14 protein-coding genes are annotated in these 15,762 nt (G+C 59.5%); 8 read left to right on the top strand and 6 right to left on the bottom strand.

Annotated features, from left to right (window positions below):
* From ACHFGA_RS07820 to ACHFGA_RS07805, 4 genes are all read right to left on the bottom strand, one after another.
* Positions 1-924, bottom strand: a 924-nt coding sequence (locus ACHFGA_RS07820) for a DUF418 domain-containing protein (protein WP_394281839.1), incomplete at its 3' end; no start/stop codon positions are given.
* Positions 925-931: 7 nt separating this feature from the next.
* Positions 932-1,540: a DUF4190 domain-containing protein gene (locus tag ACHFGA_RS07815; protein ID WP_394281838.1), complete on the bottom strand. Its 609-nt coding sequence runs from the start codon at positions 1,538-1,540 to the stop codon at positions 932-934.
* A gap of 135 nt (positions 1,541-1,675) precedes the next feature.
* Positions 1,676-3,430, bottom strand: coding sequence for a DEAD/DEAH box helicase (locus ACHFGA_RS07810; protein ID WP_394281837.1), 1,755 nt, complete (start codon positions 3,428-3,430; stop codon positions 1,676-1,678).
* A 4-nt stretch (positions 3,431-3,434) separates the two neighbouring features.
* Positions 3,435-3,686: a DUF3039 domain-containing protein gene (locus tag ACHFGA_RS07805; protein ID WP_040429364.1), complete on the bottom strand. Its 252-nt coding sequence runs from the start codon at positions 3,684-3,686 to the stop codon at positions 3,435-3,437.
* Between the two features lie 48 nt (positions 3,687-3,734).
* On the opposite strand from ACHFGA_RS07805, the gene ACHFGA_RS07800 reads away from it, so the two are divergent.
* The 6 genes from ACHFGA_RS07800 to galE all read left to right on the top strand — a co-directional run bounded on the left by ACHFGA_RS07800 (position 3,735) and on the right by galE (position 9,199).
* On the top strand, positions 3,735-4,211 hold the full coding sequence (locus tag ACHFGA_RS07800) for a DUF3099 domain-containing protein (protein ID WP_394281836.1): 477 nt from the start codon (positions 3,735-3,737) through the stop codon (positions 4,209-4,211).
* A gap of 25 nt (positions 4,212-4,236) precedes the next feature.
* The gene (locus ACHFGA_RS07795; protein ID WP_394281835.1) at positions 4,237-5,760 is read left to right on the top strand and encodes a methyltransferase; all 1,524 of its coding nucleotides are present in this window, start codon (positions 4,237-4,239) and stop codon (positions 5,758-5,760) included.
* The gene (gene dtd, locus ACHFGA_RS07790; protein ID WP_394281834.1) at positions 5,757-6,191 is read left to right on the top strand and encodes a D-aminoacyl-tRNA deacylase; all 435 of its coding nucleotides are present in this window, start codon (positions 5,757-5,759) and stop codon (positions 6,189-6,191) included. The genes ACHFGA_RS07795 and dtd overlap by 4 nt, the downstream gene beginning before the upstream one ends.
* 91 nt (positions 6,192-6,282) lie before the next feature.
* Positions 6,283-7,272, top strand: coding sequence for a sigma-70 family RNA polymerase sigma factor (locus ACHFGA_RS07785; RefSeq protein WP_394281833.1), 990 nt, complete (start codon positions 6,283-6,285; stop codon positions 7,270-7,272).
* A gap of 185 nt (positions 7,273-7,457) precedes the next feature.
* Positions 7,458-8,144, top strand: coding sequence for an iron dependent repressor, metal binding and dimerization domain protein (locus tag ACHFGA_RS07780; RefSeq protein ID WP_394281832.1), 687 nt, complete (start codon positions 7,458-7,460; stop codon positions 8,142-8,144).
* 59 nt (positions 8,145-8,203) lie between these two features.
* Positions 8,204-9,199, top strand: coding sequence for a UDP-glucose 4-epimerase GalE (galE, locus tag ACHFGA_RS07775; protein WP_394281831.1), 996 nt, complete (start codon positions 8,204-8,206; stop codon positions 9,197-9,199).
* A gap of 17 nt (positions 9,200-9,216) precedes the next feature.
* On the opposite strand, the gene ACHFGA_RS07770 is transcribed toward galE, so the two are convergent.
* On the bottom strand, positions 9,217-10,368 hold the full coding sequence (locus tag ACHFGA_RS07770; RefSeq protein ID WP_394281830.1) for a DUF4192 domain-containing protein: 1,152 nt from the start codon (positions 10,366-10,368) through the stop codon (positions 9,217-9,219).
* Between the two features lie 246 nt (positions 10,369-10,614).
* Here ACHFGA_RS07770 and ACHFGA_RS07765 point away from each other — a divergent pair, with 246 nt between their 5' ends.
* On the top strand, positions 10,615-11,688 hold the full coding sequence (locus tag ACHFGA_RS07765; RefSeq protein ID WP_394281829.1) for a PAC2 family protein: 1,074 nt from the start codon (positions 10,615-10,617) through the stop codon (positions 11,686-11,688).
* Between the two features lie 35 nt (positions 11,689-11,723).
* Entirely contained in the window at positions 11,724-14,270 is a 2,547-nt protein-coding gene (locus tag ACHFGA_RS07760; protein ID WP_394281828.1) for a DEAD/DEAH box helicase, read from the top strand.
* Between the two features lie 13 nt (positions 14,271-14,283).
* On the opposite strand, the gene ACHFGA_RS07755 is transcribed toward ACHFGA_RS07760, so the two are convergent.
* The gene (locus tag ACHFGA_RS07755) at positions 14,284-15,699 is read right to left on the bottom strand and encodes a hypothetical protein (protein WP_394281827.1); all 1,416 of its coding nucleotides are present in this window, start codon (positions 15,697-15,699) and stop codon (positions 14,284-14,286) included.
* Between the last annotated feature and the right edge of the window lie 63 nt (positions 15,700-15,762).

Raw genomic sequence — 15,762 nt, 5'->3', positions numbered from 1 at the left:
CAGCGCGAAGAAAGCGACGATGCCGGGGCCCGTGAGGTAGCCGAAGATCTGGTTCAAAATCATGAACCGGCTGGCCCAGGCGTCGTTAAGCACCCCGATCTCCGCAAGCCCCCACGGCAGGCCAATCAACAGGATGACCGCTGCCGCAACGCCCGCCCATGTCCGCAATGTTGTGAGGTGCTCGTCGGGCCGGTGCAACACGCCGGAGCGGGCGAAGATGAACCCAACGATGATCATGGGAAACAGACATAGCCCAGAGAACAAGGTCATCGGTACGACCCCGATGGCCGTCATTAGCCCAAGGCCCATCCAGCCCAGGTAGGTCTCTGGGTTGGCTACGTACCCGGAGAGGTCTAGGTCGGACTCGTCGACGAAGAAGGTGCTGGCGAATATCACCGTGAAGACCAGACCGTTCAGCGCGTAGAGGCCCACGGCGATCCACTTCAGCACCTTGTTGGAAAAGCCGATCATCAGCGCGAGAACTACGGCCATGATCCCGTACATCAGCATGATGTCCCCATAAAACAGGAACACGGCGTGGAGCAATCCAAAAAGTGCGAGGAAGCCGTAACGGCGGATCAGTACTTTCCACGCTGCTTTGAGTGGGAATCCGCGACGCGCTAAGCTCAATGAAATCAGCCCAACGCCGAATCCCAGCAGCGTGGAGAACATCGGCAAGCCACGGACGTGGGCAAACATGGCTCCCAGCACCATCATGAGCTGGTCGAGGAAACGGTGCACCCCCTCTGCCCCAGGCTGGATTCCACCGAGCATCGTTCCCCGATCGACGAGTTCGTAGCCCACCCACGCCGTAGGGATATTTGCAAGCGCGATACCTAATAATGCGAAACCGCGGGCGGCGTCTGGCGAGAGGATTCTCGCAGACGTTGTCCCGCGGCGCTGTAGAGTCTGTGCCGACATCATTATTGGATTACTGAGCGAGCTTGGCGGTTTCCTCTTCGATGCACTGCTGGAAGGCAGCCTGATCATTTTGGAACTGGGAACAGGTTTCTAGGATGCCGGTATCAGCAAACCAGCTCATGATGCCGAACAGGCCCAGGAAGATGGCGATCGATGCGATGATGGACAACGCACCGAGCACGATGCCTGTGATTGCCATTCCTTTTCGACGATTCGGGCCCTCCATCCTGCCGGCGCGACGAAGGCCCAAGATACCTAGGACGATGGCGATGATGCCAAGCACGATCCCGATACCAATCATCGCGCCGATAATCGACAAAGTAATGACGAACCCGACGATGCCCAGGATCATCGCCCATAGGGCCATGTTGTTCTTCTCTTGGACTTCGCCCGGGTACGCAGCAGCCGGGTAGCCAGCGGCAGCATATTCACCGCCTGGGTAACCGCCGGTGGTCTGGTAGCCGGTCGCCCCGTAGGTGGCGTCAGCTGCATGCCCATAGGCAGAGTCGCCCGGAAACGGCTCAGCCGGCCCAGGCTGGTCGCCCGGCTGCTCGTTTTCAGGATGGTAATTCTCAGGGCGGTTGCTCTCGGGATCCTGTGGGCTGAATTTATTCGACACTATTGAAGGCTCCTTAGCTAAGAAAACAGAATACCCGACAAGGGTACCCTTGGCTTACTCCAAGCGCATGAGTCACTGCCCCGGCGCACAGAGATGTGACGGTACTGTTACCTCCCTACCGGCACTGCCTTGCGCCTACCAGTCGCGCAGGTACGCGATGCGGTCACGAAGTTGCTCAGCCGTGCACAGCGCGGTCGGCGGTCCGCCGCACGCCTTGCGGACCTCGGTATGGATCGCGCCGTGAGGGCGGCCCGTCTTTCCCGCACGGATGGACACCAAGGTGTTCAGTTCCTTGCGCAGGGCAGGGATTTCATCGGAGGCAACACCGCTTGTCGACGAAGGCTCGGCCTTCTTCTTCGTCGATGTTCCGAGGATTTCCTCACGCTCTCTTTGGGCGCGCTCTTCCGCCTTCCGTGCACGTTCTTCGGCCTCGCGGGCATCGAGTTGGTCGGATTGTCGCTTGCGCAGCAAGGTCTTTACCTGTTCTGCATCAAGCAACCCGGGAAGGCCAAGATACTCACGTTCTTCCGCCGAACCCGCCAGGGTGGGAGTGCCATAGGTAGATCCGTCGAAGATCAGCGAGTCAAGCTCTGCGGAAGCGCCGAGGGATTCGTAGGTGCCCAGTTCATCTGGCTCATCTTCTTGTTGGTTGGCCACGGCAAGCAAGTCATCATCCCACCCCAACTTTTCGCGATCCGGTTTACCCAGCACATGGTCACGGGAGACTTCCATCTCTTCGGCCAGTTTCAGCAACACGGGAACAGAAGGCAGGAAAACGGATGCGGACTCGCCTGGCATGCGGGACCGCACGAAACGGCCGATGGCCTGGGCGAAGAAGAGAGGCGTTGCCGACGAGGTGGCGTACACACCCACTGCAAGACGGGGCACGTCCACGCCCTCGGACACCATGCGCACCGCCACCATCCACTCATCCTGGCTGGCGGAGAATTCGTCGATCCGCTCGGAGGATCCGGGGTCATCAGACAGGATCACAGCCACGGGTGTCGACGAAATTTGCTCCAGCAGTTTGGCGTACGCGCGCGCCGTGGTCGTATCTGTCGCTAAGACAAGTCCGCCGGCATCGGGCATATTCGTGCGGATCTTCATTAGACGGGTGTGGGCCGCCCGCAGTACCGAGGAGATCCAGTCCCCCTTCGGGTCAAGGGCGGTTTTCCAGGCACGCGCGGTTTGCTCCGCGTTCAGCGGCTCTCCCAGGCGTGCTGAATATTCTTCTCCCGCAGAGTCGCGCCACTGAGCCTCGCCTGAATACGCCAAGAAGACGACTGGTCGCACCACGCCGTCTTTGAGTGCTTCGGCGTAACCATAGGTGTAGTCAGCCTCGGAGATCTGGTGGCCCTCGTTGTCCTCGACATAGCGCACAAATGGGATGGCGGCATCGTCGGAACGAAAAGGCGTACCCGTCAACGCCAAGCGGTGCTCGGCATCGTTATAGGCCTCGTAGACCCCGTCGCCCCAACTCTTCGCGTCGCCGGCGTGGTGGATCTCATCCATGATCACCAGTGTTTTCCGCGCAGAGGTCACCGCGTGGTGCTTAAAAGGGTGCATACCCACTTGGGCATACGTGACGACGATGCCGTCATAGGCCGGGTTCACCGCCGAGGAGTTAGTGAATTTGGGGTCCAAGGCAAGGCCGAAACGCTTCGCGGCCTCGCTCCACTGGAACTTCAGGTGCTCAGTGGGGACCACGACGATCACACGCTGGACCGTCTTATCGGCCACCAGGGTGGACGCGAGGGTGAGCGCGAAGGTGGTCTTACCGGCGCCCGGTGTTGCGACGGCAAGGAAGTCCTTCGGTTTCGTGCTTAAGAATTTATCAAGGGCCTCTCGCTGCCAGACGCGCAGCGAAGGCCCTGAAGTGCCTGAGGTCAACCGCTTACCTCTTGCGGAGGCCCTTGTAGATGCGTTCGCAGTCCGGGCACACCGGGGACCCAGGCTTGGCCTGCTTGGTGACGGGGAATGTTTCTCCGCAGAGAGCCACAACCATTTTTCCGCTGACGGCAGAGTTGACGATCTGGTCCTTCTTTACGTAGTGGAAGAACTTCGGGGTGCCGTCATCGGTGGTGGTGTCTTCACGGATATCGGGGCGCTGAATTGTCTTCGTCGTCGTACTCACGCCTCCCATCATGCCCCACTTTTGCAAAAAATCTAAGCCGGGTAGCTACCCTTAGTGGCTATGGAGCACTCTTCGAATCATGATTGGGTCGATGTCGAGGCCGAAGACGCCTCAGCATCGTCCTCGCTGAAACGTCGCTTTCGGCTGCGTTCGCCGAGGAGTTTTCTGATCACCGACGCGAAGAGGTCGCCAGAACAGAATCGGCACTCACGTGAGCGGATCTATCTGATCCTGCAGCTGGCCCGTATCCCCTTCATTCTCATCAGCATCCTGTTGGCGGTGCTTGGCAGTTGGTGGCTGGCCACCGTATTCTTCCTCATTTCAGTGCCGCTGCCGTGGATTTCGGTGGTCATCGCTAATGGCCAGGGCGAGCCCCGCGACAAGCGTTCGAAAAACGTGTACAAACCGGCTGTGGCCCGTTATGCGCAGATGGAAGCAGAAAAACGCGCGCAGCTCGGCCCGGGGACGTCGTCGCAAGCAAATGGTGAGAATCTTCCCGCTACGATCGATCACATTGACCCCGACGGTCAGCCCTAAGCCTGCCTTAATCTAAGGAGTTCTTGTGTCAGAACGCTCCGCTGTAGCGCGGTCTCTCGTCGATACGCTCTCGTCCGCCGGTTTTACTGCCGACGGCATCCCCGCCCACCTCGGCCCCGAAGTCACCGAGGCGCTGTACCGTGGCGAGCCCGGCGTGGTCATGCACGCCACCAATGATGGCTCACGGCTTTCCGGGCTGATTCGGTTTTTCCTCCTGCGTCGCCCGATGTCCGGCTCCGAGCTCGGGGACTTGCTTGGGGCGCGTCTGGTCACGTCGCTTATCGACGAAAACTTTGTGGCGCTGACACCAGCGGGCGAACTGGCTGTGGCCATCGAAGTCCGCCCGCACACGATCGCGGGGACGAACCGGATCGTATTCTCTGACCTCGATGCGTCGATGACGGAGCACGTGCCGGGGCCCGACCACGTGCTGGGTGTCGGTGCGGCATCCTTGTCGTTGTTGTCCGCTACCCCGCTGACCCCGGTGGATTCGGTGCTGGACCTTGGTACCGGTTCCGGTGTTCAGGCTTTGGCGCAATCGGGAGCGGGACTGAACGTTGTGGCTACTGACGTGCACCAGCGTGCCCTCGACCTGGCGGAAGCGACGCTGGCCGGCGCCGGCGTGGACAATGTAGAACTGCGTCAGGGCTCGTGGTTCGAGCCTGTGGCAGGTGAGCGTTTTGACCGGATCGTGGCCAATCCCCCGTTCGTCGTGGGCCTGCCCGAAGTCGGCCACGTCTACCGGGACTCCGGCCTGGATTTAGACGGTGCCACGGAACTGGTGGCCGGGACGGCACCACTCCATCTTGCTGACAACGGCACGGCGTACATGCTGGGCTCCTGGGTGCACACGCGTACCCAGTCCTGGGCGGCCCGCGTGGCGTCCTGGCTGCCGAAACGTGGAGTCTCCGCATGGGTGATTCAACGCGATGTGGCAGATCCCGGCATGTACGTAAGCACATGGCTGAAAGATGAGTCCATTGATCCGCGCTCGCGCGCGGGCATCGAGAGGACCGGCCAATGGTTGGAGCACCTGCGCGACAACGATGTGATCGGTATTGGCTTTGGCTGGATTTTCCTACGCGACATCGGGGACGCGCCCACCGAGGTCACCGCGGAGGAGGTTCTGCAGCCGTTTACTGATCCGCTGGGCCCTGAGGTGGACGAGTATTTCCGCCGGACAGCGTGGCTGCGCGGTAAGAGTGCCGAGGAGATCGCACAGGCCAGGTTTATGGTGCGCCCTGGTGTTGCGCGAGAAAACGTCGAGGTTGCTGACGCAGAGATCGGCATGGGGTTTGAGTCCGCGGTGATTCGTCTGACGCGCACCGACGGTCCGCGCTTCTCACACGAAGTCGACGAGTCGCTGGCCTCCGTGGTGGCCGGGCTACATCCCCAGGGGTTGAGCCTGGAGGAAACGGTTGGCTTGTGGGCAGCGTCCCAAGGCATCGATGACGAGTCCGAGCTAGTTGAGGCAGCAGTACGTGCCGTGGTGGACCTAGTGCGCCACGGTGTGGTTCTGCCCGCAGAGATTGCTGAGGTTTTGGTATGAGAGCAGTGTTGACACGCGTGACGGAGGCTAGCGTGACCGTCGACGGCGAAGTCGTCGGCGCGATCGATTGCCCCGGGACCGGTGGCATCCTCGCGCTTGTAGGCGTGGGGCGTAACGACGATCCCTCCGCCTGGGAGACGGTGGCCCGCAAGATCGCAGAACTGCGCATCCTGGACGGTGAAGTGTCCGCGCTTGATGCGGGGGCACCCGTGTTGCTGGTCAGCCAGTTTACGTTGATGGGCAAGACAGCCAAGGGCCGTCGCCCTTCGTGGTCTGAAGCGGCCCCTGGCCCGGAGGCCGAAGAAGTTATTAATAAAATTGCATCCGAGCTGCGTAAACGCGGTTTATGGGTTGAAGAAGGGCGTTTTGGGGCTATGATGAAGGTCAACAGCGTCAACGATGGACCTTTCACAGTTATTGTGGAGGCTTGACCTCTGAATATGCCAGTTTCCTGAATGGGGAACTATTCGCAGTGTCACGGCGTTGACGTAATAGATTGGCATTTCTACAAGGAGGCAGTGAATGACGCAACCGTCGTCTAAGGGAGAGAAGGAACAAAAGGTTGACCGTGGGAGCCGCCGCAATCAAACCAATGACAATCCTTCTGCCGATCTGGTTCGTGTATACCTCAACGGTATCGGCAAAACTGCCCTGCTGGATGCTGAAGAAGAGGTGGATCTCGCCCAGCGCATCGAAGTAGGCCTGTACGCCCAGCACCGCCTCGATGACCCGGATGCGAAGCTCACCCGCGCGATGAAGCGCGATCTGAAAATTCTCGCAAAAGACGGCCGCAAGGCCCGCGCTCACCTGCTGGAGGCCAACCTCCGCCTCGTGGTGTCCCTGGCAAAGCGGTACACCGGCCGCGGCATGCCACTGCTGGATCTGATCCAGGAGGGCAACTTGGGCCTCATCCGCGCGATGGAGAAGTTCGATTATGCGAAGGGCTTCAAGTTCTCCACGTACGCCACGTGGTGGATTCGACAGGCAATTACCCGTGGCATGGCCGACCAGTCCCGCACGATTCGCCTGCCGGTCCATCTAGTGGAGCAGGTGAATAAGCTCTCCCGCATCAAGCGCGAGATGTACCAGTCCCTCGGCCGTGAGCCAACCAATGAGGAACTCTCCGACGAGTCCGGTATCGACGAGGACAAGATCGAGATGCTGCTGCGTCAGTCGCGCGATCCGGTCAGCTTGGACATGCCCGTTGGTGCCGACGAGGAAGCGCCGTTGGGTGACTTCATCGAGGACGAAGACGCCACGGATGCGGAGACCTCGGTCGTCGCTACCTTGCGTCACGACGACATTCAGCGCGTGATCAACTCCTTGGAACAGCGCGAGCAAGATGTGATCCGCCTGCGCTACGGCCTCGACGACGGTGTACCTCGCACTTTGGACCAGATTGGCCGCAAGTTCGGGTTGTCGCGCGAGCGCGTCCGTCAGATCGAGCGGGAAGTCATGGCCAAACTGCGTGTTGGCGACCGTGCAGACAAGCTGCGCGAGTACGCACAATAAGCCAACAAAATAGCCTCTTCCTATCAAAAGAGGCGTTCGACCACATGTTGCCAATATGAGGTATCATGTGGTCATTCTTATCTCCGGATCTCGACCGCGCCACCGTGTGCTGTACCCCTTTCAACTCGTACAAGTTCTGCCGATCGTGATCCGGGGAGTTCTTCTCTGAAAGCTAGAGGTTTAGCATGCGTGATTTAGTCGATACCACTGAAATGTACCTGCGTACGGTCTTTGAACTAGAGGAAGAGGGCATCATTCCCCTTCGCGCGCGTATTGCCGAGCGCCTAGATCAATCGGGCCCAACCGTGTCGCAAACCGTGGCACGCATGGAGCGCGATGGCCTTCTTGTTGTTGAAGATAATCGCAGCTTGCGGCTCACCGAGGAAGGTCGTTTGCGCGCGACCCGGGTGATGCGCAAGCACCGCCTCGCGGAACGTTTACTGGTTGACAAGCTTGGCTTAGATATTGCCAAGGTGCACGATGAAGCGTGCCGTTGGGAGCATGTCATGAGCGAGGAGGTCGAGCGCCGCGTCGTCGACGTCTTAGACAATCCATCCCGCTCCCCTTTCGGCAACCCGATCCCGGGTTTGGCTGAGCTGGGTGTCGAGGTAGAAGAGCACACTGACTGGGGCGAGCGCGTCGTCGATCTTGACCTGTCGGAACCCATTCGTGCTGAGGTTATCCAGGTACACGAGATTTTGCAGTTAGACCCACAGCAGTTCTCTGCGCTGTCGAATGCCAACATCAAGGTCGGCACCGAAGTCACCGTGGAAGAAGTCGACGGCGTCATCCAGTTGACCACTGACGATGAGCAAATGGTCGTGCTTCACGACGATTTGGCGCACGCTTTTCGGGTTCGGCCACTTTCCTAGCGCGATTCTCCGCTAGTGTTAGTGAGGTATATCGCCTACTTTTCAGGATGGAGTCAACGATGAAACTGTTGGTCACTGGCGGAGCTGGCTACGTAGGCAGTGTGTGTACAGCGGTCTTAGTTGAGGCAGGACACGATGTCACTGTGCTCGATAACCTATCAACGGGAAACCGCGAGGCCGTCGTCGACGGTGCCCGATTCGTCGAAGGTGATCTGCTCGACGCTGTCGACGGTGTTCTCGCCGAAGGCGGTTTCGACGGCGTTCTGCACTTTGCTGCCCGTTCGCTTGTCGGCGAATCCATGGAAATTCCTGAAGAATACTGGCAGGACAACATGGTGGCCACCTTGGCGTTGCTGGATGCGATGCGCGCCCACCACGTTCCTTCGCTGGTGTTCTCCTCAACTGCGGCAACCTATGGCGAGCCCGAGGTTGTCCCGATCACTGAGGACATGCCGACGGCACCGACCAACCCTTATGGGGCAACAAAATTAGCGATTGATTACGCGATTACCTCTTACTGCCAGGCCCACGGCATGGCTGCCACCAGTCTGCGCTACTTCAATGTGGCTGGCGCCTACGGATCCATCGGTGAAAACCGCGAGGTAGAGACCCACCTCATCCCCCTTGTTCTGCAGGTCGCGCTGGGGCACCGTGACAAGATTTACATGTTCGGCGATGACTGGCCGACCAAGGACGGCACCGCCGTGCGCGACTATATTCATATCCGCGACCTTGCTGATGCCCACCTGCTCGCCCTTGAAACCAACCTGCCTGGGGAACACCGGATTTATAACCTGGGCTCTGGCGATGGCTACTCGGTGCGCGAAGTCATCGAGACCTGCCGGGAGGTCACCGGCCACCCGCTTCCCGCCGAGGTCGCTGCCCGGCGCGCGGGGGACCCAGCAACCTTGATTGCTTCTAGCGAGAAGATCAAGGCGGAGCTGGGCTGGAACCCGACCCGCACGGATCTCCAGCGCATCGTCGAGGACGCGTGGGCGTTTACGTCCCAGTTGGGCGACAAGGCGCACTCCGCGAAGCGAGTCAGCGGTAACTAGCTCTGCACACCGCCGGTTTAAACTTGTTCGCGTAGTTGGGCGCGTTGTTCCTCACTTCCTGTAAGAACGGCCATGACTAATCCATCGGAACACCCGAGTGCCAACGCCTCGAGTAATGCGGTGGACAGTCCGTGTCCTTCCAGTTCGGCGCTGGCTGCTTTGAGGGCGGCCGTGGCCCAGGAGTTGAGGCCGGTGGAGATTGCGACGATCGCCCACACACTGAGTGCGTTGGCACGAATCACCCCCGAGGTGACTCGTGCGATATAAAGCAGGATTGTCGCGGCGCGTTGAGGTTCGTCGAGGGCGGTAGCCACGATGGCATCGCGCAGGCGTGACCTAGACAGGCACGTCATGACTGCCATCACGTCATCTCCGATGGGGTCCTCGCTGTCTTCCCCGCCCGCAGCGCTGAGTGATAACGCTTCGTCATAGGGGGCGACAAGCGGAAGGTCAGGCGCATTGCTCAGTGCGCAGTCGGCATCCGCGACGGCTTCGGCGGGCCCTGGGAGGCGTTGTTCGATGCGGTCGTGGAGGTCTTGGCCGCGGCGGTAGGCCAACTGTGTAGCCCCGTCGACGGTGTCGCGGGTGTCGTCGTCAAGCGATATTTTGGCAAAGAACTCTACAGTGTCGTCTCTGGACAGCGCGGGGAGCCCGCCATTGTCCAGCAGTGGCTGCATTGCAGGTGATAGCGCGATGCACGGTACCGACCCGCGTTCCCAGGCGGTGGGGACGCTTCCGAAGGACAGTTCGTAGTGGCTTCCGGTGGCTATTTCGGACAGGACCCAGCAGGCGTCGATAAGTGCGCCGCTGGTGTCGTCGTGAAGCGAATACAAAGCGTCGACGAGCTCGCGGACTGTTGGGGTGTCGGGTGAGCGGGTGACGATGAAGGCGAAGTAGACGTCGCAGTTGACCATCGTTGGGGTGGTGAAAGCGGTGGTGATCTCGCTCCAGTGTGGCAGGTCGGCGCGCATCACGGGACCGAGTCGTAGTTCGTGAGTATCTGGGTCGGCGGCATGATCGGTGTCCGTCTCGACGTGCAGGCCGACGATGACGAGTGATTCTTGTGGGTAGAACCCCAAAACGCCTGGCACCGCTGCCATGAGATCGCCTGGGGTGTTCAGGTGGTCGGTAGTATCGGATGAGTATGGAAAATCTCGTGTACTGGTCATGGCTTGATCATCAGGCGGTGGCCGGGGCTGCGCTGGGCAACTCTTCTTGATGTCCGAAACCTGTGGAAAACAACATTGTTATCCACAGATTTTTACCCCCGTTACAGCGAACCCTGCGCGGTGATGAGTTGTCGTGCATACTGTAGGGCTACCGCTTGGGAATCATTCTCCGTCCTACATCGTTGTAACTAGTACAACCTTTAATCAATGAGAATGAGATGAAATTTAGGATCAGGGAGGATCACCATGGCTGATGACAATCGGCAGATGTACGAAATGGAGTACCCCGCCCCCGCCATTACTAGCGAGGGTTCCCACGGCGAATCCACCGAGCCTGGCGAACCAGCCGGCCCCACCATGGTGGTGGCAATGCAGGGCTATGCCGACGCGGGTCACGGCGTTGAGAGTGCTGCGATGCACCTGAAGGCGGCTTTAGAAAACAAACAGCTCGCAACATTTAATACCGACGAGCTGATCGACTACCGGGCGCGCCGCCCGGCGGTGATGATGGACAATGATGAGCTCACGCATTTTGAGGAGCTCGATTTAGACATCCGCGTGCTACGCGACACGAAGGGTAAGTCCTTCCTGCTGCTGTCCGGGCCTGAGCCGGATTTGCGGTGGAATGCCTTTAGTGAAGCGGTGGCTGACTTGGCTGACAAGTTCGATGTCTCGCGCACGATCTGTCTCTATGGCGCGCCGATGGCGGTCCCGCACACGCGGCCACTGATGGTGTCTGCACACGGTAACGACGAAGCCGTAATTAGCCAGATGTTCACCCTGAACTCGAAGTGGAATATCCCAGGTGCCGCCCAGCTGATGATCGAGCGCGAATTGCTGAAACGTGGCCGCAAAGTCTCCGGGTTCACCGCTCACGTGCCGCATTATCTGGCGCAGTCCCCATACCCAGAGGCCACCTATCAGCTGCTGCAGTCCGTTAGCGATTCCTCGGGGCTTGATCTGCCTTTGAAGAGCCTCGAGCACGATATGGCCCGGGTTGCCCGCCAGCTCACGGAGCAGGTCGGCGACTCTGAGGAGATCATGCATGTGGTGTCCCAGTTGGAAGAGCACTATGACTCTGAGCTGGAGAAGTACCGCAAGCATCACCCCGACGTACTGATGCCGGGTGAGGCGCAGGTCCCCTCCAGTGAGGAGATTGGCCAGGCCTTCGAGAATTATCTGGCAGCACTTGACGATCGCGACGCGCCGCGCAATGAGTTGCCTGAGGCTCCCCCACTCTTCCACTTCGGAGAGCCGGCGCGTGACGACGAAGAACCTGACACGCCTAAGGATCCTGACGCCCCGGAGGATGACGTTTAGGACTGCTCGGGCAGCATCTCCGCTACGGTAGAACTGTGAACTTAAGCGAGATGCTGCCCGATTTGTCTAATGTGCCCGAGTCCCTCTACGAGGAGGCGATTTGGGATTCCTTCATTGCCTGGACGCGCGAACGCGGGATCGCTTTATACCCCGCCCAGGAAGAGGCGTCACTGGCTGTACTAGCCGAGGACAATGTCATCTTGGCTACCCCCACGGGCTCTGGTAAGTCCATGGTGGCCAACGCTGCCCACTTCATCGCTATGGCGCGCGGCCAGCGCAGCTTTTACACCGCCCCCATCAAAGCACTGGTGAGCGAGAAGTTCTTCGCCCTGTGTGAGATCTTTGGTGCGGAAAATGTGGGCATGATGACTGGCGATGCCACCGTCAATGGGAATGCGCCCATCATTGCAGCCACGGCAGAGATCGTCGCCAATATTGCGCTGCGCGACGGCAAGCACGCCAATATCGACCAGGTGGTGATGGACGAGTTCCACTACTACTCTGACCCGGACCGCGGCTGGGCCTGGCAAGCCCCACTCTTGGAATTGCCGAAGGCCCAATTCTTGCTGATGTCCGCCACCCTGGGCGACACGTCCTGGCTAGAGAAGGATTTGACCGAGCGCACCGGACGGACCACCACCTTGGTCTCCGGCACCGAGCGCCCAGTACCGCTGGACTTCCACTACGTATTCACCCCGATCCACGAGACCATCGAGGAATTACTCAAAGACGGCAAAGCACCGATCTACGTGGTGCACTTCTCCCAGCGCGAGGCCACCGAGCGCGCCCAAGCGTTGACCAGCATGGGCAGCATCCTGACCCCGGAGGAGAAGCAGCAGATTGCCGCAGAGATCGGCAATTTTCGCTTTACGACGACGTTTGGCAAGACCCTATCCAAACTGGTCCGTCGTGGGATCGGTGTGCACCATGCGGGCATGCTGCCGAAGTATCGACGCCTCGTCGAAAAGCTGTCCCAGACCGGGCTGCTTAAAGTCATCTGCGGTACCGACACCTTGGGCGTGGGCATCAATGTGCCGATCCGGACCGTGCTGATGACGGGCCTGGCAAAGTACGACGGCGTGCGCCAGCGCATCGTGAAGTCGCGGGAGTTCCACCAGATTGCTGGTCGTGCTGGGCGCGCGGGCTACGACACTGAGGGAACAGTTGTCGTCGAGGCGCCCGAACACGAAATTGAAAATGTGAAGCTGCGGCGCAAGGCCGGCGATGACCCGGCGAAGAAGAGGAAACTGCGCAAGAAGGCCCCACGCGACGGCGAAATTTCGTGGTCAGAAAATACCTTTGAGCGTTTGACGGTCGCGGAGCCTGAGGAACTGACCAGCCAGTTCAAGATATCCAACTCGATGCTGCTCAACGTCGTTGCCCGCCCAGGCGATGGCTACGAGCACTTGAAGCACCTGCTGCGGACCAACCATGACACGCGTTCAAAGCAAAACCGTGATATTTTGACCGCCGTGGAGCTCTTCCGCGGTCTGATCAACGCGGGCATCGTGGAGCGCACGCCGGATTCGCTAGCATCGCGTCCCTACACGCTGGTGGAAGAACTGGACCGCGACTTCGCGCTTAACCAGCCACTGTCCCCTTTTGCTCTGGCCTTCCTGACTCTGCTCGACCCAGAATCGGAGACATACACCCTGGATGTGATCTCCACGTTTGAAGCCATCCTGGATGATCCACGCCAGCTACTCCAGGCGCAGCAATCAGCCGAACGCGGTGAGGAATTGGCAGCGCTGAAGGCCGAGGGGGTGGATTACACGGAGCGCATGGCGCTTTTGGAAGAGGTCACCTACCCTATGCCGTTGAAGGACGAGCTGGACGAGGCCTTCGAGACTTTCCGCGAGGGCAACCCGTGGGCCAAGGAATTTGAGCTGTCGCCAAAGTCCGTTGTGCGCGACATGATTGAGCACGCCATGACGTTCTCGGACCTCATCGCCACGTACGGCTTGGCCCGCAGCGAGGGTGTTGTGCTGCGCTACCTGACTGACGCGTGGCGCACCCTGTCGAAGTCGGTGCCGGCGCAGTACATGACCGAGGAGCTTGACGACGTGATCACCTGGCTCGGCGAGCTGATCCGCCAAGTGGACTCTTCGCTAATCGACGAGTGGGCCCATATGGCCGACGAAGACACACCTGTCGACCAGGCCACTGTCGAACGTGAGCTCGCCTTCGGTGTCGAGGACCCCACCGCGTTGACCGCGAACCGCCGTGCGTTCACCATCATGGTGCGTAATTACTTCTTCCGTTTGGTAGAACTCTTCGCCTATGAGAAGGAAGACCGCCTGGCCGACATGCTGGACTATTTGGACCGTGACGACAAACCGGACTGGGGTGCCGCCATGGACGATTACTTCGATGAATATGACGACATCGGCACTGACCAGGAAGCCCGCGGCAAGGAGTTATTCAGCCTCGGCGACACCTCAGGACGCAGCTGGAATGTGCGCCAGATCCTGCAAGACCCAGAGGGTGATAACTCCTTCCAGCTCCACGGAGTCGTTGACTTGGATGCCTCCGACGCCGCCGGCGAGGTACGCCTCAGCCACCTGGAGATGAAGCAGGTCTAATCACGCAGGCCGCTTATGGGGCCACGTTCTTGAGTCCCCCGCCGTAGCGGCCTTCTTCCAGTTTTTCGGCGGTCTGTCCTTTCACGTCGGCGATGTCACTTACTGTGGCGGCCGCGGCTTCGCTGCCGTGCTTGACTGCCCCGCGGGCTGTTGCGTTCTTCACGCCCCGAGCCCCGGCCTGCACAACCTTGGCTCCGCGGCCCAGGCCGAAACTGGCAGCCGCACCGGCGCCGGCAGACATCAGGGAGATGTCTCGATCCACCCCGGTTCTCACGTCGGTATATAGTCCCACCGCTGTCGCAGCTGGCGTCGCCAAAAGATTCAATCCACCGAGCCCCACGTGTCCAGCAATTCTGGTGGCAAGCTCATCGGATTCAAGGGACGTTTTCAACACGTCTCGTGCCATGCTGTAATAAAATTCGGTCGCAAACACACTCAGGGCGATCATCGACTCAGCGGCACCGGCGTCTTCCATGGAAGAGACCAGCTGCACTCCCATGGATTGGTCGCCATAGCGAATCTCCTTCGCCCAATACCGGCACAAGCCTCCGGTGAATTCCAGTTTCTGTTCCAGCAACGCTGTCTCATTGTCCCAAAGAGCGCGGAATTCCTCGGTAACCCCATAGAGATTTCCGCCTGAGCGGTCATCGTATCCCCCTAAGGCAACAAGGTCACCCCGTGCGGCGCGGGCACTACCGGCAATCTCCATGAGCGTGGTGCGAAACTCGGTCAAAGCGTCAACCTCTACATCAAGCTCCTGTGGCACGCTGCCCTGGTAGTCGTCGGGAAGCTCGTCAGCGAAGTTGCGCGCACCCGCATCAGTATCTGCGTAGCTGATGGGAACCTCATTGACAGCACGCACGTGAAAAGCGACTCTTTGTCTTAGCCATTCGACGACCTTGTCGGCTTCTGCCAGGTAGTTCTCGAAATCGGCAGCTGCGCGGTGATTTTCCCCTAAAGCTATGTCGTAGTCAGCACGATAGCGCTTGGCGGTCTCTAGGTCCCCATTGTTTATCGCCCAGTTGTGTCTCTTCGCCAGGTCAAGGCCATCATTTTCCCACTGTACTGCGGTTTTCCACTGGGCGTGGGCTTCGTCGGAAAGCGTGCTCAATTCGTGGCGCGCGGCGATAAGGTCGGTCGCGTAATTATCGACGATTCCCGCGACGCGACGATGAGCGGACTCCACTACTTTGAGATGCTTCGGATAGAAAACGTGAATTAGCTGGCTAAACAGGTAGCCCCCATCGCCCCGATAAAAAGACACATCCGCGCTGTTGAGAGCCTCGATGACAGCGCCGATTGCGTTGGCGTAGCTTTCCCAGTTATCACTGGTGCTCCGGACTTTGTCTGGGTCCCCGCCGACCTCGAAAGCTCCCCTGTAGCTGCGCCACGGATCTAAAGAAACTAAAGCTAGGTTATCTGATGACATGTATCCCCCGATATGTCCCCGATGTCGTAGATGGACGTTATTTCGTGTCCATCTAGAACCGTA

This window comes from Corynebacterium sp., assembly GCF_043426755.1.
GTDB lineage: Bacteria > Actinomycetota > Actinomycetes > Mycobacteriales > Mycobacteriaceae > Corynebacterium.
The sequence above is the reverse complement of the archived record's forward strand: the minus strand, read 5'-3'. Positions and strand labels throughout refer to the sequence as shown.